Raw genomic sequence first — 22046 nt, 5'->3', positions numbered from 1 at the left:
GACCCGTCGGTCCGCCGGCGCGGTCTCGGGGGCTCAGCGGCCGACCATGCGGCGCAGCTTCGAGCGGCGCGGGCGGATGCGCCCCGCCGCGGAGCCGACCGCGGACACGGCGCGGTCGAACTGCTTGCGGCCGGACTTCCGGCCGCGCCTGGTCGCCTTCACCGCGTCCCCGGCGGCGAGCTTGACGGCGGCGCCGCCGTGCTTCGCGGCCAGCCCGGCGCTCGCGGCGGCCAGGCGGGCGCTGTCGCGCGCCGACCGCGACTCCGAGCGGCGGTGCCCGCGGGTCACGGCGACGGTGACGACCGTGGCCGTGACGGCGCCCGCGGCGGCGACGGCCACCGTGAACGGGTGGCGGCGGACCGGCGCGAACGGGCCGTGCGCGTGCTCGGCGTCGGGCGCCAGGCCCAGGCGGTCGCGCAGCTCGGCGACGGCGTCGTTGATGCGGTCGCGGGCGTGGTCGGCCTCGCGCATGAGCTCCTCGACCGTGGACTGCGGCTCGCTCCGCGGCTCCCGGGGCTCGGCGTTGCCCTCGTCGGGCTCGGCCCAGTCGTGCCGGTGCTCGTGCTCGGCGGCCTCGTCGCGGCGCACGACCTCGACGTCCGGCTGGTACGGCATGCCGGTCGAGGAGGGCGGCGCGAGCCCCGTGCCGGGAGGCATGTCGGCGGGGTGGGTGTTCGTGCGGGTCATCGGTGCATCCTTCCCTGCAAGGCCCGGGCGTCCACCCGGGCGCGTTCGATGGTGTCCTGGGGGATCGGCGGGATCGCGCGCTTCAGGGCCGAGCGGCCCATGAGCGCGGCGACGCCCGCGGCCGCGAGCAGCACGAGCCCGACGGCGAGCGCGGCCAGCCACGCGGGCCACACCAGCGCCAGCGCGATGCCCGCGGCGAGCAGCAGCGCGGCCCCGGCGTACAGCGCGAGCACGCCCGCCGCGGCGAACATGCCGCCGCCGCGCGCCCCGCTCTTGGCCTTCTCGGCGACCTCGCGGGCCGCGAGCTGCGCTTCGAGGTGCGCCAGGTGCGTCACGTCGGAGGCCAGGTCGCCCACGAGCTGCCCGACGGACCGGTCGTGCGCGTCCCAGTGGTCGCGGACGTCCATGGCCGTCACCCCTTGCGGTCCACGGCCCGTTTGAGCTGGGCCTTGTTCATCTTCGAGCGGCCCTTGACGTTCTTGCGGCGGGCCTCCTCGTACAGCTGCTCCTTCGTGCGGCCCTTCGGCCCCGAATGCGAGCGCTGGCCGCCGCGCTTGGACGAGGACATGTCCTCGACCGAGGTCCGGCTCGCCGTCTTGGTCTTGCCCTCGCGGGCGCGGCCCTTGTTGACCGTGCGGGCGGCGATCTCCTCGGCCCGGTCCTCGCTCTCGCCCCGCTCCTCCGCCGAGTCGCGGATGTGCCGGTACTTGCGCTCTTCCTTGTCGGTCCACTGCTGCTGCGGCATGGCCTTCCACCTCCAGAAGGATCGCGGCCGTTCCGTCCCCCTCGGGGTTCCCGGCGCCGCGGCGGTGAAACACGCGGTTTCGCGGGCGGGACGCCGGGTAGCCGGGGATCGGGACCGGCGTCGGCGGATTCGGCGCTTCTCGCCCGGGGCGGCGGGGTTCCGGAGAAAATCGAGGAACATTCACTACTCGGGCGGTCCCGATGAAGGAGATGGGCCACATGGCAACCGCACGCGAACTCATGCACACCGGATGCACCTGCGTCAAGAGCGACCAGACCGCGGCCGACGCGGCGCGCCTGATGATGGAGCTGAACGTCGGCGCGCTGCCGATCTGCGGCGCCGACGACGAGAAGATCAAGGGCATGGTCACCGACCGCGACCTGGTCATGAACGTCATGGCCGCCGGTGAGGACGCCGAGACGTACACCGTCGACCGGCTCCCGCAGGGCCACCTCATCCTCGCCGACGCGAACGAGGACATCGACATCACCATCGCGAAGATGAAGGAGCACCAGATCCACCGCATCCCCGTCATCGACCAGGGGCGGCTCGTGGGGATCATCGCGCTCGCGGACCTCTCCCACGGCATGCCGGAATCCGTCACCGGCGGCCTCGTGGAGTCGATCCGCTCCTGACCGCGGTCGTCAGGAGCGGACGGCCCGGGGAGGGCCGCCGCCGGAGCTCCCGGCGGCCCTCCCGCCCCCACGACGGAATCGCAGTACCCCCGGAAGACCAAGTGCCCCCGACCCAGTGCCCCCGACCCAGTACCCCCGACACCCTGAGGAGGCAGCGATGCCCCGGACAGAACAGGACACCGATCTCATCCGCGTGGTCGAGGACGACCACCGCGCGTTCGAGGCGGCCTTCGCCGAACTGGAGGCCACCGCTTCGGAACCGGTGGGCCGCAAGGCCCTCGTCGACCACCTCATCGCGAACCTGGTCCGCCACGCCGTGGTCCAGGAGCAGTTCGCGCACCCGGTCATCAGGAAGCGCCTCGACGACGGCAAGGACGTCGTCGAGCACGAGCTGGCCGTCTACGGCGAGGCCGAGATGGTCATGAAGGCCCTGGACGAGCGCGGGCCCGCGGACTTCGACTTCGAGCCGCTCCTGGAGCGCCTCGTCGCCGGGGTCAGGGCGCACATCATCGAGGAGGAGGCCGACCTCCTCCCCCGGCTCGCCGCGGCCTGCGACGACGAGGAGCGCCAGGACCTCGGGTTCAAGATGCTCGCGGCCAAGGAGTTCGCGCCCACCCGGCCGCACCCGCACGCCCCGGACTCGACGCCCGCGAACCTCGTCGTCGGGCCCGGCGTGGGCCTGGTGGACCACATCCGGGACGTCTTGGAGCACCGGGACGTGTGAGCGGGGACGGGGCGGCGGGTCCCCCCGCCGCCCCGGTCCGCCGCTTCCGCCCTACTCCGGTCCGGGCGCCTGCTCAAGGCCCTCGCGGAGCTCCCCGAGGGTGCGGTGCAGGAGCCGCGAGACGTGCATCTGCGAGATCCCCACCTCCTCGGCGATCTGGGTCTGCGTCATGTCGCCGAAGTACCGCAGCGCCAGGATCCTCTGCTCGCGCTGGGGCAGCTCCTGGATGAGCGGCACCAGCGGCTCGTGGTCCTCGACCAGGCCGAGCGCGGCGTCCTCGCCGCCCACGGTGTCGCCCAGGCGCGGCGCGTCCTCGTCGGCGAACGGCGCCTCGTCGAGTGAGACCGCCCGGTACGCCTGCCGGGCCTCGTAGCCCTGCTGGACCTGCGCCTCGGTGATGCCGAGGTGCTCGGCCGCCTCGGCGTCGGTCGGCGGCCGGCCGAGCCGCTGCGACAGCTCCGCGCCCGCCCGGTTCACCGCGATCCGCAGCTCCTGGAGCCGCCGCGGGACCCGCATGGGCCAGCTCGTGTCGCGGAAGTGCCTCCTGACCTCGCCCATCACGGTCGGCACCGCGTACGACAGGAAGTCCGTCCCCATCTCGGGGTCGAAGCGGTCGACCGCGTGGATCAGGCCCACGGACGCGGTCTGCACCAGGTCGTCCTTCGCGATCCCCTTGCCGGAGAACCGCTGCGCTATGTGCTCGGCGAGCGGGAGGTGCCCGGTCACGAGCCGCTCCCTGACCTCGGCCCGCCGCGGATCGTCCGCGTCGAGCCCCGCCAGCTCCCGGAAGAGCGGCGCCAGATGGCCGTACTCGTCCGTGCTCCGGCGCCTGCCGCCGGTGTCCTTGTCTCCCATGCGATCGCCCTCCTGCCCTAATGGACATCGGTTTGAAGCATGTTGCCCCATATAGGTACTTGACACCCCATTGTTACACCACCGCGGGCGCGAGATCAACGCCGCGAGGTGAACTTTGCGCAGATCAGCTCAGATGGCGGCGTTCTCGCGGTACTCGCCCCACTCCTCGCGCAGCGCCCCGCAGATCTCCCCGAGCGTGGCCTCCACGCGGGCGGCGTTCAGGATCGGCTCGATGAGGTTCGCGGTTCCCCTTGCGGCCGTGACGATCTCGGCGAGGGCCCGCTCGACCGCGGCATTGTCGCGGCCCGCGCGGCGCTCGGCCAGGAGCGCGTTCTGGCCGTGCTCGACCTCGCCGGAGACGCGGAGGATCTCCAGGTCGGAGGTGACGGTGTTGGTCAGCTCGGTGACGCCGACGATGTGCTTCGTGCCGTCTTCGAGCTGGCGCTGGTACGTGAAGGCCGACTCGGCGATCTGGGCGTTGAACCAGCCCTCCTCGATGCCGCGGAGGATGCCGGTGGTGACCGGGCCGATCTCGTGGCGCCCCTCGGCGTCGCGGGCGATGTCGGCGGCGTTCTCGCCGGTCTCGCCGCCGAGGGCGAGGATCTGGAGGAACAGGTCCTCGGCCTCGGCCTCGATCTTGTCGGTGAGCGCCTCGACGTACCAGGAGCCGCCGAGCGGGTCGGCCACGTTCGTCACGCCCGTCTCGTCGCGCAGCACCGCCTGGGTGCGCAGCGCGATCTCCGCGGCCTGGTCGGTGGGGAGCGCGAGCGTCTCGTCGAGTGCGTTGGTGTGCAGGGAGTTCGTGCCGCCCATGACGGCCGCGAGCGCCTCGACGGCGGTGCGCACCACGTTGTTGTACGGCTGCTGCGCGGTCAGCGAGACCCCGGCGGTCTGGGTGTGGAACCGGAGCCACTGCGCGCGTTCGGTCCGGGCGCCGTAGACGTCGCGCAGCCACTTGGCCCAGAGGCGGCGGGCGGCGCGGAACTTGGCGACCTCCTCGAAGAAGTCGATGTGCGCGTCGAAGAAGAACGAGAGGCCCGGCGCGAACACGTCCACGTCGAGGCCGCGCGACAAGCCGAGTTCCACATAGGAGAAACCGTCGGCGAGGGTGAACGCGAGCTCCTGCGCCGCGGTCGATCCGGCCTCGCGGATGTGGTACCCGGAGACGGACAGCGGCTTGTAGCGCGGGATGTGCTCGGCGCAGTAGGCCATGAGGTCGCCGATGAGGCGCAGGTGCGGCTCGGGCGGGAACAGCCACTCCTTCTGCGCGATGTACTCCTTGTGGATGTCGGTCTGGAGCGTGCCGTCGAGGGTCGAGAGGTCCACCCCCTGGCGCTCGGCCGCGGCGAGGTACATGCAGAAGATCGGCACGGCCGGGCCGGAGATCGTCATGGAGGTGGTGACGCCGCCGAGGCCGATGCCGTCGAAGAGGCGGTCCATGTCGGCGGTGGAGTCGATGGCGACGCCGCAGTGGCCGACCTCGCCGAGGGAGGCGGGCTCGTCGGAGTCGCGGCCCATGAGCGTGGGCATGTCGAACGCGACGGACAGGCCGCCGCCGCCCGCACCCAGGAGCATCTTGTAGCGCTCGTTCGTCTGCTCGGCGTTGCCGAACCCGGAGAACTGCCGGATGGTCCACTGGCGGCCGCGGTAGCCGGTCGGGTAGAGGCCGCGGGTGTACGGGAACTCCCCGGGCCAGCCGATGCGGCCCATGCGCGGGTCCGCGACCCCTTCGGGCGGGCCGTAGACGGGCTCGACCTCCAGACCCGAGAGGGTGGTGAAGTCGGCATCGCGCTTGGCGGCGTGGGCGTAGCGCTTGGCCCAGCGCTCGCGGCCTTCGGCGATCTCTTCAGCGTCCACGGTGACACCTCACTTTTGGCGAGACTACGGCGGGCCTTCGGTCGGGCCCACGGCCAATACTACTGAACGGTCGTTAAGCCGCCAGGCGGCATAACTCCCCAAATCATTCCGTATCAACCGGGAGTGTCTCCGCAAATCGGGCGTCCGGGGGTCCCCTTGTTTTCAAGCCTACGCGCGGGGTCCGACACGCTCCGTGACGCGAGTTGCCCTCGCGCCTAGTCGATGTCGCGCCAGGCCCGGAACGCCTCCAGCTCCACGGCCACGAGCTGGCCCGGATGGAAGAGGCCCGTCACGATGACGACCGTGGCCGTGGGGAGGACGACGCCGAAGAACTCGCCGTGGACCCGGCCCACCGGGTCGGCGTGGGCCGGGTCGGTCACGTAGAGGCGGGAGCGCACGACGTCGGAGACCCCGGCGCCCGCGTGGACCATCGCGTCGAGCGCGGTCCGGAACGCCTCGCGGGCCTGCCCGGCGGGATCGCCCTCCAGGTGCGGCCGCGCCTCGACGTCGGCGGTGCACGCGCTCGTGACCACGAGCGGGCCCACCGCCACGGCGCGCGAGTACCCGTAGAGCTGCGCCCACGGCCCGGTCTCCGGAACCCGTTCGACCAGTGCCATGCGCGCCTCCCCTTGAGCTACATACCCTTCAGCAGGTTCAACGCTTCAGCGACCGTGAAGTTACGCTCGTACAGCGCGGTTCCCACGATCGCGCCCTCCACGCCCGCGTCCACGAGCCCGGCCAGCGCCCGCAGGTCGTCCAGGGACGACACCCCGCCCGAGGCGATCACCGGCTTGTCGGTGGCCTCGCAGACGCTGCGCAGCAGGTCGAGGTTCGGCCCCGAGAGCATCCCGTCCGAGTTCACGTCGGTCACCACGTACCGCGCGCACCCGGCGCGCTCCAGGCGCTCCAGCGTCTCGAACAGCTCGCCGCCCTCGCGGGTCCAGCCGCGCGCGGCGAGGCGCCCGCCCTTGACGTCGAGGCCGATGGCGACGCGGTCGCCGTACTCGCCGCAGATCCGGTCGCACCACTCCGGGTCTTCGAGCGCGGCGGTGCCGATGTTGACGCGGCGGACCCCGGAGGCCAAGGCGCGCTTGAGGGTCTCGTCGTCGCGGATGCCGCCCGACAGCTCGACCTGCATGTCGACCTGGCCCGCGACCTCGGCGAGCAGCTCGTGGTTGGAGCCGCGCCCGAAGGCCGCGTCGAGGTCCACGAGGTGGAGCCACTCGGCGCCCTGGCGCTGCCATTCGAGGGCCGCCTCGATCGGGTCGCCGTACTGCTTGCCCGAGCCCGCGACGCCCTGGACGAGCTGGACGGCCTTGCCGCCGGTCACGTCGACGGCGGGCAGGAGTTGGAGCTCGGTCATGACAGTCCTCGAATCCAGTTGGTCAGCAGTGCGTACCCGGCGTCGCCGGACTTCTCGGGGTGGAACTGGGTGGCGGCGAGGGCGCCGCGCTCGACGGCCGCGATGAACGGCTCGCCGTGCTCGCACACCGCCACGAGCGCGCCCGCGGGCCTCGCCTTGGCGGCGTAGGAGTGCACGAAGTAGAAGCGCTCGTCGGGCCCGATCCCGGCGAACAGGCGCATCCCGGCGTCGGCGCGCACGGTGTTCCACCCCATGTGCGGGATGCGCGGGGCGTCGATGAGTTCGACGCGGCCGTCGAGGACGCCGACCCCGGCGGTCTCCACGCCGTGCTCGATGCCCTCGGTGAACAGGACCTGCTCGCCGACGCAGATGCCGAGCACGGGCGCGTCGGCGGCGACGCGCTCGCGGATCACGGCGTCGACGCCGCTCTTGAGGACGCCTTCCATGCAGGCCGCGTAGGCCCCGACGCCGGGGACGACGAGGCCGTCGGCGCGGCGGGCCGCGTCGAGGTCGCTGGTGAGCGTGACGTCCGCTCCGGCGCGCTCCAGGGCGCGGAACGCGGAGCGGAGGTTGCCCGAGCCGTAGTCGAACAGGGCCACCGTCGGCTTGGTCACCTTGTCCCCCTTACCCGTAGACGAGGTAGACGCCGCCGCCGAACACGGCGACGGCGAGCAGCGCGGTGACGACCGCGGCGGGCAGCTTCCCGTTGCGGCGCAGGCTCACGGCCCCGCCGAGGAGGATTCCCGCCAGGGCCATGAGGAGGATCGGCCCGGCCCAGCTCACAGGACCCCCTTGGTGGAGGGGATCTCGGTGCCGTCGATGCGGGTCGCGTACTTCAGGGCCCGCGCGAGGGCCTTGAACTGGGCCTCGATGACGTGGTGCGCGTCGGGCTTCTGGCCGGGGTTGGCGGCGCGGAGCACGGTGACGTGCAGGCAGATCCGGGCGTGGTACGCGAAGGACTCCAGGATGTGGCGGGTCATGGAGGTCGGGTAGTCGGTACTGATCATCGGCGCGATGTCCATGGGCTCCTCGTGGACCATGTACGGGCGTCCCGAGAGGTCCACGACGGCGCGCGCGAGCACCTCGTCGAGGGGCACGGAGGCGTCGGCGAAGCGGACCACGCCGGCCTTGTCGCCCAGGGCCGCGGCGAACGCCTGGCCGAGGGCGATCGCGGTGTCCTCCATGGTGTGGTGGGCGTCGATGTGCAGGTCGCCCTTGACGGCGATCTTCAGGTCGAAGCCGCCGTGCTTGCCGAGCTGGTGGAGCATGTGGTCGTAGAAGCCGACGCCGGTGGCGATGTCGACGACCTTGTCGGTGCCGTCGAGGTCGACGTAGACGTCGACGCTGGTCTCACCGGTGGTGCGGACGATGTGCGCAGTGCGGCTCACGGTTGCTTGCTCTCCTCGCTGGGCTCTTCGATTTGCTCCGCAAGCGTCGCAAAGTACTCGGGGCGGTGGGTCATGGCGGCGTCGAACGCGTCGAGGAGCGCGGTGGTCTCCTCGTCGGTGCCCGCGGTGATGCGCAGGCGCCCGGGGAGGCCCACGTCGCGGATGAGGACGCCTTCGTCGAGGATCGCGCGCCACACGGCGGCGGCGTCCTTGAGGCCGCCGACGAGCACGAAGTTCGCGTCCGAGTCGGCGACGGGGAGTCCCTTGGCGCGCAGGCTCTTCACGATCCGGTCGCGCTGGTGCTTCAGCTCGTCCACTTCGGCCTGGAGCTGCGCGGCGCACGCGAGCGCTCCGCGGGCGGCAGCCTGCGTGATGCTCGACAGGTGGTACGGCAGGCGCACCAGCAGGAGCTTCTCCACGAGTTCGGGGTCGGCGGCGAGGTAGCCGACGCGGGCCCCGGCGAACGCGAACGCCTTCGAGAGCGTCCGGGTGACGACCAGGCGCTTGCGCCCCTCCAGGCGGCCGAGCGCGGTGGAGGCGGGGTCGCGGGCGAACTCGGCGTACGCCTCGTCGATCACGACGATGCCACGCGCCGCCGCGTAGGCGGCCTCGACCACCTCGGCGTCGAGCGCGGTCCCGGTCGGGTTGTTCGGGGAGACGAGGAAGACCAGGTCGGGGTCGTGCTCCTCGATAGCGGCGCGCACGTACGCGGGGCTGAGCGTGTACCCGTCCTCGCGGCCCGCGTCCACGAAGGCCGTGCCGGTGCCGCGGGCGAGCAGCGGGTGCATCGAGTACGAGGGCATGAAGCCGAGCACGGTGCGGCCCGGTCCGCCGAACGCCTGGAGCAGCTGCTGGAGGATCTCGTTGGAGCCGTTGGCGGCCCACACGTGGTCGGCGGTGAGCCCGTGGCCGAGGTAGGCCGCGAGGTCGGCGCGCAGGGCGAGGGCGTCGCGGTCGGGGTAGCGGTTGAGGCCGCGCAGCTCGCGCCCGATGAACTCGGCGACGACGGCCGCCACGTCCTCGGGGATCGCGAAGGCGTTCTCGTTGGTGTTCAACTGGACCGGGACGTCCAGCTGCGGGGCGCCGTAGGGCGACTGCCCGCGCAGGTCCGCGCGGAGCAGGTCCTCGATCTCACTCGCCCGCCCGTCGCCCGCCACCACCCGAACCGGAGTGAACTCTGTACTCATCTTGCCTCGAATCTGGCGGTCACGGCCTCGCCGTGCGAGGGCAGGTCCTCGGAGTTCGCAAAAGTGACCACGTCCACCGCCACGGCTTCGAGGGCCTCGCGGGAGTAGTCGATGAGGTGGACGGCGCGCAGGAACGTGTGGACGCTCAGCCCGGCCGAGTGGCGGGCGCACCCGCCGGTGGGCAGCACGTGGTTCGACCCGGCGCAATAGTCGCCGAGGGACACCGGCGAGTACGCGCCGACGAAGATCGCCCCGGCGTTGCGGACGCGCAGGGCCACCTCGCGGGCGTTCGCGGTCTGGATCTCCAGGTGCTCGGCGGCGTACGCGTCGGCGACGGCCACGGCCTCGTCGAGGTCGGCGACGAGGATCGTCCCCGACTGCTCCCCCGCGAGCGCGGTGAGGATGCGCTCGGCGTGGCGGGCGGCGGGCGCGCGGCGCTCCAGTTCGGCGTCCACGGCGTCGGCGAGGGCCGCGGAGTCGGTGATGAGGACCGAGGCGGCGGCCGGGTCGTGCTCGGCCTGGCTGATCAGGTCGGCGGCGACGTGGACCGGGTCGGCCCCGGCGTCGGCGATGACCGCGATCTCGGTGGTCCCGGCCTCGGCGTCGATGCCGACGAGGCCGCGCACGGCGCGCTTCGCGGCGGTGACGTAGATGTTCCCGGGCCCGGTGATCATGTCCACCGGCTCGCACTCGTCGGTGCCGTAGGCGAACATGCCGACCGCGGCGGGGCCGCCGACGGCGTACACCTCGTCGATGCCGAGGAGCCCGGCGACGGCGAGGATGCCCTGGTCGGGCAGGCCGCCGTTGGTCTTCTGGGCGGGGCTCGCGAGCGCGATCGAGCCGACGCCCGCGATCTGCGCGGGGACGGCGTTCATGATCACCGAGGACGCGAGGACGGCGAGGCCGCCGGGCGCGTACAGGCCGACGCGCCCGACCGGCAGGTACCGCTCGGTGACGGTGCCGCCGGGGGCGACCTCGGTGGTGGTGTCGGGGAGTCGCTGGGCCTCGTGCGCGGTGCGGACCCGCGCGATGGAGGTCTCGTAAGCGCGGCGCAGGTCCGGGTCGAGCTCCTCGACGGCGGCCTTGATCGCGGCTTCGGGGACGCGCAGGTGCTCCAGATGCACGCCGTCGAACCGCTCGACGATCTCGACCACGGCGGGGGTCCCGCGGTGGGCGATGTCGTCGATGAGCGGCTGGACCGACCGCAGCGCCTCGTTCACGTCGAACGCGGCGCGCGGCATCAGCTCGCGCAGTGCGCGGGCCGGGTAGTCGGATACGGCTCCGATGAGGTCGATGCGTCTGAGCACGCTCCAAGCGTAGTCACCCGCATTTCCAGGTCAAAGGGCATACCGCTATTCGGGAGCGTCCGTTCGCAGGCTCGGGCGACGTGACCAACCGGCGCAGACGGTGTAAGTGAAGGTCGCGGCGAGGGCCATGACGGCCAGTGCGCCGAGCTGGAGCGAGTCGAGGGCCGTTGTGAGATGCCCGACCCTGAGCGCGTCCCAGGCGGCGCCGGGGTCGAGCTCGACGAACAGGACCGACGGGGGCCGGAACATGTGCACGCCGGCGGGCGCGCGCTCGACGGCGTCCCAGAACTGCTGCCACTCGTTCGCGCCGATCTTCCACGCCACGACCTGGGAGGCGATCGAGCCGATGACCAGGCCGAGGAGGAGGATCGGGCCGCGGCGCTCGCGCATCGCCGACCACGCGAAGACCGCGGCGGCGATGCCCAGGACCAGGCCGATCCCGGCGAACATCAGGTCGCCTTCGACGTAGCCGTCCGGGTAGGTCTCGACGGCGAGCCAGCCGCCGTCCACGACGACGAACTCGACGCGCGGGGTGACGATCTGCCAGAGCATTGCGGCCGGGAAGCCGAGCGCGGTGAGGACCACGGCGAGGACGCCCGCGGCGAGCAGGTCGCGGCCGACGGTGCGCGGGGAGCGCGCGGGCGGGCCGCCGTAGACGTGCGGGTCGGTCGCGGGGGACACCGGGGTCGCTTCGTCGGTCACGCCTGGAATCCTGCCACAGCGGCCTCAGGGCCCGGTGGCGTGTTCGGTGGACCGGTCCGCTACAGACCGTCCACGATCGTCGCCGCGGCCTCGAACCAGGCCGCGCGGGTCTCCGGGCGCAGCGCCGAGAACTCGATCTTCGCGCCCGGCTCCAGCGACGGGTCGTACGGGACGACCGCGCAGGCGCGGGTGCGCTGCGAGAAGTGCCGCTGGAGGTCGTGCAGGAGCGGGCCCGGGTTCGGGGTGGGCATCGACAGGAGCGTCACCGCGTTCTTGACGAGGTTGCCGTAGCCGCCCTCTTCGAGGTGGTCGAGCATCCAGTCCGCGGAGAACGCGGCGTCCTCGCGGGGCACCGTGGTGACCACGAGCCGGTCCACCGAGGAGACGACGGTCCGCCAGTTCGGGGACTCGACGTTGTTGCCGGTGTCGATGCACACGAGGTTGTGCGTGCGGGTGAGGATGTCGAGCACGCGCAGGACCGTGGTCGGGTCGAGGCGGCGCTGGAGCTTCGGGTCCTCGTCCCCGGCGAGCACGTCGAACGACCCGTCGGAGGAGTGGCGCAGGAACTCGTCGAGGTGCTCGGGCAGGTGGACGCCCGCGGCCTCGACCTGGTCGAGGTGCTCCACGAGGTGGCGGATGGTGCGCCCGTGCCGGGCGGACCCGGCGCGCAGACCGAGCGTGCCGCGTAGCTCGTTGTCGTCCCAGGCGATGACGCCGCCGTTGCGGGCGGTGCCCATGGCCGCGGCGGAGAGCACGGTCGCGGTGGTCTTGTGGACGCCGCCCTTGGGGTTGATGAACGCGATGACGCGGCTGCGGCCGAGGTCGCGGCGGAGGCGCTGGAGCGCGACCGGACTGGGCTCGGCCGAGGGCTGCGGCTGGCGCGGCTGCGGCGGGAGGCCCTGCTGCGGGCGGATCGGCTGGGTCATCTGCGCGGCGCTCGGCGGCGTCTGCGTCGCGACCGGCGGGCGGCGGCCCGCGGTCGGCACCGAGTAGTGCGCCTGGCCCGGCGGCGGGCCGACGGGCGGTGAGGGCGGGTAGGTCTCGCGGGGCGGGGGCGTGGGGGTCTGCTGCGCGCCTCCGGCGCGTCCGCGGCCGCGACCGAGCAGCTTCTGCCAGCGCGAAGCGGCGTTCGGGTCGTTGCTCCAAGCCTCGGGCGTGTTCACGTGCGACCTCCTCTCGACCGTTGCGGTGGATCGGTCCGCGAGCGCGGCGGCTCGCGGTCCCGCGCCGTCCCGACCGGGCGCCATTACCACCCGCGACTATTAGAACACAACGATTCCTCAAGGCCCGTTGCGAATCGCGGGCCGTGGGGGCCCGGGGGTGAGGCGTGCGTTACGCCCGCCCCGACGGTGCGGCGGGCACCTGTGCCAAGTCTAGAGGTTGCCTATTGGTCGGCTCGCAACCGCGCCAGCGCCGTCTCCAGGTCCTGCGGGTAATCACTCGTGAAGGTGACCGTGCGGCCGGTGCCGGGGTGGACGAACTCCAGGCGGTAGGCGTGGAGCCACTGCCTGGTGAGGCCGAGCTTCTCGGCGAGGACGGGGTCGGCGCCGTAGGTGAGGTCGCCCGCGAGCGGGTGGCCGAGCGCGGAGAAGTGGACGCGGATCTGGTGGGTGCGGCCGGTCTCCAGGCCGAGGTCCATCAGGGACGCGCCGGGGAAGACCTCGATCGTGTCGTAGTGGGTGACGCTGGGCTTCCCGTCGGCGACGACGGCCCACTTGTAGTCGTGGCGCGGGTGGCGCCCGATGGGGGCGTCGATGGTGCCCGACAGCGGGTCGGGGTGGCCCTGGGCGACGGCCCGGTAGCGCTTGGAGACGCGGCGCTCCTTGAAGGCGCGCTTGAGTTCGGAGTAGGCGCGCTCGCTCTTGGCGACGACCATGAGGCCGGAGGTGCCGACGTCGAGGCGGTGGACGATGCCCTGGCGCTCGTCGGGGCCGTGGCTGGAGATCCGGTACCCGGCGGCGGCGAGGCCGCCGGTGACGGTGGGCCCGGTCCAGCCGGGGCTGGGGTGGGCGGCGACGCCGACGGGCTTGGCGACCACGACGATGTCGTCGTCGTCGAAGACCACGTCGAGCCCGGCCACGGGCTCCTCGACGCGGTTGCGGACGTCCTCGGGCGGCGGCGGGAGGAGGACCTCCAGCCAGGAGCCCGCGGAGACCCGCTCGGACTTGGTGGCGCACGGCGAGCCGTCGAGGGTGACGTCCCCGGCGGTGACGAGCTCGGCGGCGACGGTGCGGGACAGGCCCAGGAGCCGGGACACGACCTGGTCGATCCGCTGGCCCTCGAAGCCCTCGGGGACCGGCAGCGACCGGGTCTGGCGCCCTTCGGCGCCGCTCATGCGTCCGCCTTCGCGTCCTCGCGGGACGGCTTGCGGGCCTCCGGGGAGAAGCCGTGGCCGGTGAGTTCGAGGAGCACGATGAGGACGACGCCGCAGCACAGGGCCGAGTCGGCGAGGTTGAAGATGGGGAACGCCTCGGCGAAGGGCTTGAAGACGCTGATGAAGTCGACGACGTGGCCGTGGGCGAAGCCGGGTTCGCGGAAGTACCGGTCGATGAGGTTCCCGGCCGCGCCGCCGAGGACCAGGCCGATGGCCACGGCCCAGGCGGGGTACATGATCTTGCGGGACAGGAGGACCAGGAACACGACGACCGCGGAGGCGACGATCGTGAAGATCCACGTGTAGCCGGTGCCGAGGCTGAACGCGGCACCGGAGTTCCAGGTGAGGCTCAGGTAGACGAGGCCGCCGAGGATGCGCACGGGCTCCTGGGGGTCGAGGTTGGCCTCGGCCAGGTACTTCGTCCACTGGTCCAGGCCGATCGCGACCGCGGCTATGAGCAGCGCGGCCAGGGTCAGGCCGGGCCGCCGGCGCCGGGGCGCCGCCTCGGTCGCGGTGTCGGAGGGGGTGGTGTCGTCGGGGCCGGGGCCGTCGTCGGCCCCGGACTGGGTGTCCTCGCTCAGCGTCGCTCCTCAAGCTGTTTGCAACTGACGCAGAGGGTAGCCGACGGGAAGGCGGCCAGACGAGCCGCCGGGATGGGCTTGCCGCACTTCTCACAGAAGCCGTAGCCGCCCTCGTCGATGCGTTCGAGGGCGTGGCTGACCTGGCGGATGCGCTCGGAGATCGCGCCGGCCACGGCCACTTCGTGCTCGTGCTCGACGGTCTTGGAGCCGGAGTCGATCTGGTCGTCCCCGGCGGTGTCGCTCAGGCGCTCGCGCTGGGCGACGGCGATGGAGTCGGAGTAGCGGCGCTGCTCGGCGACGAGCTCGTCGAGCCGTTCCTTGAGGGCGGCGCGCAGTTCGGCCTGCTCGCTCTCGGTGCGGAGCTGGTGGTCGGGTTCGGGGGCCGCCGGAGGGGGCGGGGCGGCCTCGGGCTTCGCGGCGGCCTTCTTGACCGATTTCTTGACGGTCTTCTTCGCGGGCGTCCCGGCGGCCGCGGCGGCGGTCTTCGCCGCCGCCTTCTTCACGGGCGCCTTCTTGGCCGCGCTCTTCTTCGCGGCGGTCTTCTTGGCGGCTGCCTTCTTGACGGCGCTGGTGGCGGCCGTCTGCTCGGCGGCCTGCTGCTGGGTCTTCTTGACTGGACTCATGACGCGCCTCTGGAGGGGTATGTCGGCTCGGGTTCCGGTGTCGTCGGGACACGCCGGGGCCGCGGCAGTGCCCTGCGTCGGGCGTTCGGCATAGCGGCTCCCGAGTTCGCGTACTCCTGACGACCTCGCCGAAACGAGGACAATGCGCGCCAGGCCCCGCCGAGGCGGGAGCCTGCCGCGCAATTAAGCACACAGGATACGCAAGACCTGCAACTAGGTCAATTACTTCGAGAACTTGACCCCGGACTGTGCGTCAGCGTTCAGCGTCTCCCGGCAGGGGCCATGAGGAGGCGCGAGGCGGGCTCGCACATCGCGCACGGCGTGAACCCCAGTTCGAGGGCCTCGGAGACGGGGAGCGGCTCGTGCTCGCGGCCGGTGAGGTGCGCGCACGACGTGTGGTGGAAGCGGGGCCGCCCGTCGACGACGGCGACCTCGGTGTCCAGGCGCATGAGGCCCGCGGCCTCGACGCTGGACATGCGCTGCTCGGTGGGCTCGTCCGCGAGCGACTCGGGGGCCCGGTGGCTGGCGGCCTGCCGCTGCGGGTCCTCGAAGCGGAGCTCGGGGTCCCGGTCGACGGCGTAGTCGGTGGAGTCGAAGACCTTGCCTTCGATGAGCGGCAGCTCCGTGGTGGGGCTGTCGTCGGCGCCGATGCGGCGGAACTGCTGGGTGTCGTCGTCGGCGACGGTGCGGCCGGTCCGCTGGGAGGCGATGCGCGGGCGCTTGGCGCCCCTCCCGCGGATGCCGACGTAGAGCGCGATCCCCGCGGCGAGGCTCGCGGTGATCGAAGAGACCAGCAACTGGTCGTTCCCGGTGATCATGCCAGTGACCAGCAAGACCGCCGCTATGACGAGGATCAGCAGGCTGCTGACGATCACGTCGTGTCCTCCCCTGCGCGGGGCAGCGGGGCCCTCGCGCGGTCCTACCGCGGCCCCGAGGGGACCGCGGATCGCTAACGCATGATGGTGGCGGCGGTGAGGGCGGCCTTGGCGTCCCTCCCGGGACACCGGCGCCCTCACCCGCTCACCCATGGATAACGAGGCGATCCACGTTCAGGTTATGCCCGCAGGCGTGCCAATGTCGCATCGCGCGACCCTGCCTCGGCACGTGCGGCTCCCGGGGAGGCGGGAGTGGATCAGCCGCGGCCGCCCTGCATCACGAACGCCGACCTGGCGCCGGTCCGCTCGTTGCCGCCGGTCTCGCGCTGGGCCTCCTCGAAGACCTCTTCCTGGGTGCGGCCCTGCTGGCCGTTCAGGTCGCGGAGCTGGCTCTCAAGGTAGAGCTTGAGGCGGGTGCGGTACTCGCGCTCGAAGGTCTTGAGCTCCTCGATGTTGTGGAGCAGCGAGGTGCGGGACTCCTCCAGCTGGCCGATGACCTTCTGGCGCTCGTCCTCGGCTTCCATCTCCATGCGCTCGGCCTTGTCGCGGGCCTGGCCCACGAGGTCCTCGGCCTGCGTGCGGGCCTCGGTGACCATCGTGTCGGCGTCGCGCTGGGCCTCGGTGACCATGGTCTTGGACTCGCGCTGGGCCTGGGACACCATGGTCTGCGACTCGCGCTGCGCCTCGGAGACCATCGTCTGGGCCTCGCGCTGGGCCTCGCTCAGGAGCGTGTCGGCCTCCCGGCGGGAGTCCTCCAGGTGCTCGTCGGCGGTGCGCTGGGCGACCATGAGGAGGCGCAGGGCCTCCTGCTCGCCGCCGCCGGCAGGGGCGGACGCCTCCTGCTGGGGGCCGCGCTGGGCCAGTTCCTGCTGGAGCTGCTGGGCCTGCTGCTGCGCGGCGACCATCTGCTGGTGCATCTCGTGCAGCTCGGCGTCGAGCTCCTGGAGCTGCTGCTCCATGGCGTGCTTCTCGCGCTGCACCCGGTCGAGTGCGGCGGCCATCTCGGCGTGGTCGGCGGCTCCGGGGGGAGCACCGGCGCGGAGGCTTTCGACCTGGGCGCGAAGCTCGCCGTTCTCATCGCTGAGGCGAGCGAGTTCGCGCTCGACCTCGTCGAGGAAACCGTCGACCTCGTCCTCGTCGTATCCGCGCTTTCCGAGCATGGGTTTCTTGAACGTGACGTTGTGAACGTCGGCTGGGGTCAGCGGCATTCGAAACTCCTTCTCAGCTGTTCGCCTGGCGCGCAAGGCCACCCGACACGATAACCGTGCCGTGCACCCCCGCCCGGCGTTGCTCAGGAGATGAATCCCGCGATCACGAAGTCCATCAGGATCCACACGATCAGGAGCAGCGCCAGGAACGCCAGATCAATCGATACAGTACCAAGCCTGAGAGGGGGTATCACCTTCCTCAACCCCTTCAGGGGAGGGTCGGTCACGCTGTAGACCGTCTCCAGCAGGGCCGCGGCCCGGGGGCCGGGCTCCCAGCGCCGGGAGAACTGGACCACCACGCTGCACACCAGGCGAGCCAGTAGGAACAGGTAGAACGCGAAGAGCGCCAAGTAGACGAGCTGGAGTGCCAGGTTCACGGAATGGAGTCTATCCGCCCGGTCACGCCTGGTTGAAGAACCCGCCCTCGGCGATCTTCGCCTTGTCCTCCGCGGTCACCTGGACGTGTGGCGGAGAGAGGAGGAACACACGGTTCGTCACCCGCTCGAAAGAGCCCCGGGTGCCGAAGATCAACCCGGCGGCGAAGTCGACCAGGCGCTTGGCGTCGGCCTCCTCCATCTCCGAGAGGTTCATGATGACCGGCGTGCCGTCGCGGTAGCGCTCGCCGATGGTGCGCGCCTCGTTGTACGTCGTCGGGTGGAGCGTGGTGATCCGGTAGTTCACGGGCGACTCCTCCTCCGCCGGCACGGGCCGGATCGTGGAGGGCTCGGCGAGCGCGAGGTTGTCGCGCGTCAGCGGGGTGACCGAGCCGGAGCCGCGGTTGAGCTGGCGGACGGGGCTGCGGTCTTCGAGGCGGCGGTCCTCGGTGCGCCGGTCGTCGAGACGGCGCTCCTCTGCGGGGCGGCCGACCCGGCCGGTGGTCCGCTGCGAACCGCGCGCACGGGCGGGGACCGCCGGCGCCGGCTCCTCGGCGAACTCGTCGTTCTGCTCATAGCCGTTGTAGCCGCGCTCCTCCTCGTCCTCGATGAGGCCGAGCCAGATGCCTGCCTTCCGCATCGCGCCCATCGATCCTGCTCCCTCCTCGGGCCGCCCCTGTTGAGTCAGGTACGCGGTCTCATCCTAGCGCCGACTCCTTACACGGATGTGTTTTTCCGCGGTTCATGGTGCACGGCCGCGGCATAGATCCCTTTACTGCCGTATACCTTACGCCATCGGCTCACGTTCGCCGAGGACGTTTCTCCCCAGTCTGACCATTGTGGCCCCACCGGCGACGGCCTCGCGGTAGTCGCCGCTCATGCCCGCCGAGACCTCGGCGGCGGCCGGGTCCACTCGGCGCACGGCCGCGGAGGACTCCATAAGCAGCGCAAATGCTTTCGCGGGCTCCCAGCCGATCGGGGCGACGGCCATGACTCCCCTGAGGTCGATCGAGTCCAGGGACGCGAGGCGCTCGGCGAGCGGCTCGACGTCCGCGGCGGCGACGCCGCCGCGGGCGGTGTCGCCGTCGAGGCTCACCTGGACGAGTGCGTTGAGGCGCCTCCCGTGCGCCGCGGCGGCCCGGTCGAGGGCCTCGGCGAGCGAGTCGCGGTCGACCGAATGCACCCAGTCGGCGTACGCCGCGACCGAGCGGGCCTTGTTGCGCTGGAGCTGCCCGACGAAGTGCCACACCGGTTCCAGGCCGCGCGCGGCGAGGTCGGCGGCCTTCGGGGCGGCCTCCTGGTCGCGGTTCTCCCCCAGGTCGGTCTGGCCCAGGTCCACGAGGGTCGCGGCGTCCACGGCCGGGAAGGTCTTGGTGACGACGACCAGGCGGACCGCGTCGCGGGCGCGCCCCGCGCGGGCGCAGGCGTCGGCGATGGCCTCGCGTGTCCGGTTCAGGTTGTCCTGCAACTGGATTCGGCGGGCTTCAATGCTCAAGGCGGTCCTCGCGGGTGGTGCGTTCAGGGCGGCGGGCGGCGGTCCGCCGAGTCGCGTGGACCCGACGGAGCGCCGCCGCTAGAAGCCCTCTTTGAGGAAGGAGGGGACGTCGACGTCGTCGAACAGGACCTTGCCCGAGGCGGACTCGCGCTCGGGCTCGGGCTCGGGCTTGCGGACCGGCTCGGGCTTCTGCTCGGGCAGGGCCGAGATCCGGGTCGGCTGCGCCAGTTCGAACTCGGCGTCGTCGGTGTCGAAGCCCGCGGCGATCACGGTCACCCGCGCCTCTTCACCGAGGGCGTCGTCGATGACCGCGCCGAAGATGATGTTCGCGTCGGTGTGCGCGCAGTCCGAGACGAGCTCGGCCGCGTCGTTGATCTCGAACAGGCCCAGGTCCGAGCCGCCCGCGATCGACAGGAGCACGCCGCGCGCGCCCTCCATGCTCTGCTCCAGCAGCGGCGACTCGATCGCCGCGCGCGCCGCCTCGACGGCGCGGTTCTCACCGCGCGCCGAGCCGATGCCCATGAGCGCCGAACCGGCGCCGGACATGACGCTCTTGACGTCCGCGAAGTCGAGGTTGATGAGGCCGGGCGTGGTGATCAGGTCGGTGATGCCCTGGACACCGGAGAGCAGCACCTGGTCGGCGAGACGGAAGGCGTCCATCATGGAGATGGAGCGGTCGCCGAGGTGGAGCAGGCGGTCGTTCGGGATGACGATCAGCGTGTCGCACTCGTTCCGCAGATCCTCTATCCCCGAGACCGCCTGGGTCTGGCGGCGCTTGCCCTCGAAGGCGAACGGCCGGGTGACCACGCCGATCGTGAGCGCGCCGAGCTTGCGGGCGATGTTCGCGATGACCGGTGCGCCACCGGTACCGGTGCCGCCGCCCTCGCCGCAGGTCACGAAGACCATGTCAGCTCCCTTGAGGACTTCCTCGATCTCGTCGCGGTGGTCCTCGCAGGCCTTCGCGCCCACTTCGGGATTCGCGCCCGCGCCGAGGCCGCGGGTCAGCTCCCGGCCGACGTCCAGCTTGACGTCGGCGTCGCTCATCAGGAGCGCCTGTGCATCGGTGTTGATGGCGATGAACTCGACGCCCTTGAGGCCCGCCTCGATCATCCGGTTGACAGCATTGACGCCGCCGCCTCCGACTCCAACGACTTTGATGACGGCGAGGTAGTTGTGCGGTGGTGTCATCGCTGCTGCCTTCCTTCCCCTTCGCGCGGCCCTGGGTGCGACGAACGGGATGTGCTGAACGCGCCGAAGGCGCAGCAAACCCGCTCCCCCTTAACGCTAACTCACAGTGGGGGCATCTGGTGCGCTGACATCGACATGTTCGTACCCGACCGCGAGCAATCGATCCGCCACCTCGGCCTTCTGCTCCCCCTCGGAACCGTCGCCCCAGGTGAGCGTCCGTCCACCGTCGAGGAACAGCGTCACCCCCGCGGGGGACGGTGATTCGACGCGTTCGACCTCGTCGGCGAGGCTCTTCGGAAGGGATTCGAGGACTTTGAGGGTCTCGATCGTGGCGAGGTCGTCCGGTGACGGATCGTCGAGTTCGACTATCCAAACAGAACCGGAAGGCGAATCGGACTCGTCGAATGCCACACCTTCGGAATCGACCATGAGAAAAGTCTCGTCGCCGGAGGGGACCGCCATAAAGGGCTCGCGTTCCGTGACGTCCACCCGCAGGGCGTCCGGCCACGAGCGGGTGACGTCCACCGACTTCACCGGCGCGAGCCCCGCGACCGCCGCGGCGAGCGCGTCCAGGTCGGCGCCGAGCAGCGGGTCCCCAAGGGCCCCTTGGCCGAGCGCCTGCACCTGCGCCGGGTCGAGCACCGACGTGCCCTCGACCTCGATGCGCTGCACCTGGAACCACGGCACGGTCCACAGCACGATGAACGCCGCGACGAGCAGGACGAGCACGCCGAGGACCGTGTACCGCAACCTCTTGTCGGGCACTCCCCGGCGCATCACGTGGACCAGTCGCCAGGGACCGGGCCCGGCCGGGTCTTCGGAGCCGCGCATGCACCGATCATGGCACGGGCGGCCCACCGGACGGTGGCGGCACGCCGCGGCGTCGGCTAAGGTTAGGCAAACCTAAACCCGAAGGAGGGGCAGCGCGTGGCGACGCAGACACAGACCGAGGCGGCACCGGAGCAGCAGGTCCGGGCGTTCGACATCTTCCCCGGGGAGGTGCGGGCCCTGCGGCGGCTCAGCCCCTCGTTCCTGCGGGTCACCTTCGCCGGAGACACCCTCGCCCACTTCGCGGACAACGGCAACGACCAGCGGTTCAAACTCATCTTCCCCGCCCCCGCGTGCGGCTTCGACAAGATGCCCCGCTCCGAGCGCTGGTACTCCGAGCTGCGCGCCCTCCCCGAGCAGGAGCAGTGCGGGGTCCGCACCTACACCGTGCGGGCCGTCCGCCCCGAACTCGCTGAGGTCGACGTGGACATGGTCGTCCACGAGGCCGGCGCGAACGAGCACTGCGGCCCGGCCCTGCGCTGGCTCCAGACCGTCCAGGTCGGCGACGAACTCCTGCTGCTGGGCCCGGACGCCCGCTTCGACGGGCCCCACGGCGGCGTCGACTTCCACGCGCCTGAAGGGGCCGATCTCCTCATCGCGGGCGACGAGACCGCCGCTCCGGCGATCGCCGCGATCCTCGAAGACCTCCCGGTCACCGCCCGCGGCAAGGTGTTCATCGAGGTGCCCACCGCCGCCGACGTCCTGGATCTCGACGCCCCCGAGGACGTCGAGGTCCACTGGCTGCCGCGCGAAGGCGCGGTGTGGGGCGACCGGCTCGTCCCCGCCGTCACCGACGCGGCCCGGGGCATGGACTTCGGCGCGGGCGGCGAGTTCGAGGAGACCGGCGAGGAGATGATCTGGGACGCCCCGCAGGCGCCCGTCGCCGCCGGGGCGTACGTGTGGATCGCCGCCGAGACCGGCGTCGTCAAGACCCTCCGCTTCACCATCCGCAAGGAACTGGGCCTGCCGAAGGAGTCGGGGGCCTTCATGGGCTACTGGCGCAACGGGATGCCCTGGGACTGAACGTGTGCTGAGGAAGGCGGGCGCCGT

26 protein-coding genes and 1 pseudogene are annotated in these 22046 nt (G+C 71.7%); 3 read left to right on the top strand and 24 right to left on the bottom strand.

The window, feature by feature from the left end; genetic code table 11:
- Window positions 1-33 precede the first annotated feature (33 nt).
- Genes ACFFXY_RS07240 through ACFFXY_RS07230 form a run of 3 tightly spaced genes read right to left on the bottom strand, consistent with a single transcriptional unit; the run spans window position 34 to window position 1432 of the window.
- Window positions 34-687, bottom strand: a complete 654-nt coding sequence (locus ACFFXY_RS07240) for a hypothetical protein (protein WP_382347730.1) — start codon at window positions 685-687, stop codon at window positions 34-36.
- Window positions 684-1094, bottom strand: coding sequence for a phage holin family protein (locus tag ACFFXY_RS07235; protein ID WP_382347727.1), 411 nt, complete (start codon window positions 1092-1094; stop codon window positions 684-686). Before ACFFXY_RS07235 ends, ACFFXY_RS07240 begins: the two co-directional genes overlap by 4 nt.
- 5 nt (window positions 1095-1099) lie before the next feature.
- The gene (locus ACFFXY_RS07230; protein WP_382347724.1) at window positions 1100-1432 is read right to left on the bottom strand and encodes a plasmid stabilization protein; all 333 of its coding nucleotides are present in this window, start codon (window positions 1430-1432) and stop codon (window positions 1100-1102) included.
- A 218-nt stretch (window positions 1433-1650) separates the two neighbouring features.
- On the opposite strand from ACFFXY_RS07230, the gene ACFFXY_RS07225 reads away from it, so the two are divergent.
- Window positions 1651-2067, top strand: a complete 417-nt coding sequence (locus tag ACFFXY_RS07225; RefSeq protein WP_382347722.1) for a CBS domain-containing protein — start codon at window positions 1651-1653, stop codon at window positions 2065-2067.
- 157 nt (window positions 2068-2224) lie between these two features.
- A complete protein-coding gene (locus ACFFXY_RS07220) occupies window positions 2225-2791 on the top strand; it encodes a hemerythrin domain-containing protein (RefSeq protein WP_382347720.1) in 567 nt (188 codons plus the stop codon).
- Window positions 2792-2842: 51 nt separating this feature from the next.
- Here the strand turns inward: ACFFXY_RS07220 and ACFFXY_RS07215 are convergent, their stop codons facing one another.
- From ACFFXY_RS07215 to ACFFXY_RS07115, 21 genes and pseudogenes are all read right to left on the bottom strand, one after another.
- Complete coding sequence (locus tag ACFFXY_RS07215; protein WP_382347718.1) at window positions 2843-3646, bottom strand: SigB/SigF/SigG family RNA polymerase sigma factor; 804 nt, start codon at window positions 3644-3646, stop codon at window positions 2843-2845.
- A gap of 129 nt (window positions 3647-3775) precedes the next feature.
- Window positions 3776-5503, bottom strand: a complete 1728-nt coding sequence (gene icmA, locus ACFFXY_RS07210) for a coenzyme B12-dependent isobutyryl-CoA mutase large subunit (RefSeq protein ID WP_382347716.1) — start codon at window positions 5501-5503, stop codon at window positions 3776-3778.
- Window positions 5504-5718: 215 nt separating this feature from the next.
- Window positions 5719-6120, bottom strand: coding sequence for a Rid family hydrolase (locus tag ACFFXY_RS07205; RefSeq protein WP_106362250.1), 402 nt, complete (start codon window positions 6118-6120; stop codon window positions 5719-5721).
- A 17-nt stretch (window positions 6121-6137) separates the two neighbouring features.
- On the bottom strand, window positions 6138-6866 hold the full coding sequence (gene priA, locus ACFFXY_RS07200) for a bifunctional 1-(5-phosphoribosyl)-5-((5-phosphoribosylamino)methylideneamino)imidazole-4-carboxamide isomerase/phosphoribosylanthranilate isomerase PriA (protein ID WP_382347713.1): 729 nt from the start codon (window positions 6864-6866) through the stop codon (window positions 6138-6140).
- On the bottom strand, window positions 6863-7480 hold the full coding sequence (gene hisH, locus ACFFXY_RS07195; protein ID WP_382347710.1) for an imidazole glycerol phosphate synthase subunit HisH: 618 nt from the start codon (window positions 7478-7480) through the stop codon (window positions 6863-6865). Before hisH ends, priA begins: the two co-directional genes overlap by 4 nt.
- Before the next feature lie 10 nt (window positions 7481-7490).
- Window positions 7491-7649, bottom strand: a complete 159-nt coding sequence (locus ACFFXY_RS07190; RefSeq protein WP_382347707.1) for a CG2302 family histidine operon protein — start codon at window positions 7647-7649, stop codon at window positions 7491-7493.
- Complete coding sequence (gene hisB / locus ACFFXY_RS07185; protein ID WP_382347704.1) at window positions 7646-8254, bottom strand: imidazoleglycerol-phosphate dehydratase HisB; 609 nt, start codon at window positions 8252-8254, stop codon at window positions 7646-7648. Before hisB ends, ACFFXY_RS07190 begins: the two co-directional genes overlap by 4 nt.
- Window positions 8251-9441: a histidinol-phosphate transaminase gene (locus tag ACFFXY_RS07180; protein WP_382347701.1), complete on the bottom strand. Its 1191-nt coding sequence runs from the start codon at window positions 9439-9441 to the stop codon at window positions 8251-8253. The genes hisB and ACFFXY_RS07180 overlap by 4 nt, the downstream gene beginning before the upstream one ends.
- Window positions 9438-10748 carry a histidinol dehydrogenase gene (gene hisD, locus ACFFXY_RS07175; RefSeq protein ID WP_382347698.1) on the bottom strand — a complete coding sequence of 437 codons (1311 nt, stop codon included), beginning with the start codon at window positions 10746-10748 and terminating at the stop codon, window positions 9438-9440. The genes ACFFXY_RS07180 and hisD overlap by 4 nt, the downstream gene beginning before the upstream one ends.
- A 45-nt stretch (window positions 10749-10793) precedes the next feature.
- Window positions 10794-11450, bottom strand: a complete 657-nt coding sequence (locus ACFFXY_RS07170) for a DUF2567 domain-containing protein (protein WP_382347696.1) — start codon at window positions 11448-11450, stop codon at window positions 10794-10796.
- A gap of 59 nt (window positions 11451-11509) precedes the next feature.
- On the bottom strand, window positions 11510-12613 hold the full coding sequence (locus ACFFXY_RS07165; protein WP_382347693.1) for a MinD/ParA family ATP-binding protein: 1104 nt from the start codon (window positions 12611-12613) through the stop codon (window positions 11510-11512).
- A gap of 221 nt (window positions 12614-12834) precedes the next feature.
- Window positions 12835-13785 carry an RluA family pseudouridine synthase gene (locus tag ACFFXY_RS07160; protein WP_382347690.1) on the bottom strand — a complete coding sequence of 317 codons (951 nt, stop codon included), beginning with the start codon at window positions 13783-13785 and terminating at the stop codon, window positions 12835-12837.
- Window positions 13782-14237 (bottom strand): signal peptidase II, encoded by a 456-nt coding sequence (gene lspA, locus ACFFXY_RS07155; RefSeq protein ID WP_382350546.1) that lies wholly within the window; start codon window positions 14235-14237, stop codon window positions 13782-13784. Before lspA ends, ACFFXY_RS07160 begins: the two co-directional genes overlap by 4 nt.
- 164 nt (window positions 14238-14401) lie before the next feature.
- Window positions 14402-15028, bottom strand: a complete 627-nt coding sequence (locus tag ACFFXY_RS07150; RefSeq protein WP_382347688.1) for a TraR/DksA family transcriptional regulator — start codon at window positions 15026-15028, stop codon at window positions 14402-14404.
- Window positions 15029-15288: 260 nt separating this feature from the next.
- Window positions 15289-15903, bottom strand: a complete 615-nt coding sequence (locus ACFFXY_RS07145) for a hypothetical protein (protein WP_382347685.1) — start codon at window positions 15901-15903, stop codon at window positions 15289-15291.
- Window positions 15904-16160: 257 nt separating this feature from the next.
- The gene (locus ACFFXY_RS07140) at window positions 16161-17111 is read right to left on the bottom strand and encodes a DivIVA domain-containing protein (protein ID WP_382347682.1); all 951 of its coding nucleotides are present in this window, start codon (window positions 17109-17111) and stop codon (window positions 16161-16163) included.
- Between the two features lie 83 nt (window positions 17112-17194).
- Complete coding sequence (locus ACFFXY_RS07135; RefSeq protein ID WP_091043670.1) at window positions 17195-17488, bottom strand: YggT family protein; 294 nt, start codon at window positions 17486-17488, stop codon at window positions 17195-17197.
- 22 nt (window positions 17489-17510) lie between these two features.
- On the bottom strand, window positions 17511-18134 hold the full coding sequence (locus ACFFXY_RS07130; RefSeq protein ID WP_382347679.1) for a cell division protein SepF: 624 nt from the start codon (window positions 18132-18134) through the stop codon (window positions 17511-17513).
- Window positions 18135-18272: 138 nt separating this feature from the next.
- Window positions 18273-18980: a YggS family pyridoxal phosphate-dependent enzyme gene (locus ACFFXY_RS07125; protein WP_382347676.1), complete on the bottom strand. Its 708-nt coding sequence runs from the start codon at window positions 18978-18980 to the stop codon at window positions 18273-18275.
- Between the two features lie 245 nt (window positions 18981-19225).
- A pseudogene (ftsZ, locus tag ACFFXY_RS07120) lies at window positions 19226-20168 on the bottom strand (cell division protein FtsZ); the annotation flags it as partial.
- Window positions 20169-20264: 96 nt separating this feature from the next.
- The gene (locus tag ACFFXY_RS07115; RefSeq protein WP_382347673.1) at window positions 20265-20999 is read right to left on the bottom strand and encodes a cell division protein FtsQ/DivIB; all 735 of its coding nucleotides are present in this window, start codon (window positions 20997-20999) and stop codon (window positions 20265-20267) included.
- A 96-nt stretch (window positions 21000-21095) separates the two neighbouring features.
- On the opposite strand from ACFFXY_RS07115, the gene ACFFXY_RS07110 reads away from it, so the two are divergent.
- Window positions 21096-22019 (top strand): siderophore-interacting protein, encoded by a 924-nt coding sequence (locus ACFFXY_RS07110; RefSeq protein ID WP_382347670.1) that lies wholly within the window; start codon window positions 21096-21098, stop codon window positions 22017-22019.
- Window positions 22020-22046 lie beyond the last annotated feature (27 nt).

Origin of the sequence: Glycomyces mayteni, assembly GCF_042428885.1 — a bacterium.
Classification (GTDB): Bacteria; Actinomycetota; Actinomycetes; order Mycobacteriales; family Micromonosporaceae; genus Glycomyces; species Glycomyces mayteni.
This window is presented reverse-complemented; position numbering and strand designations above follow the sequence as displayed.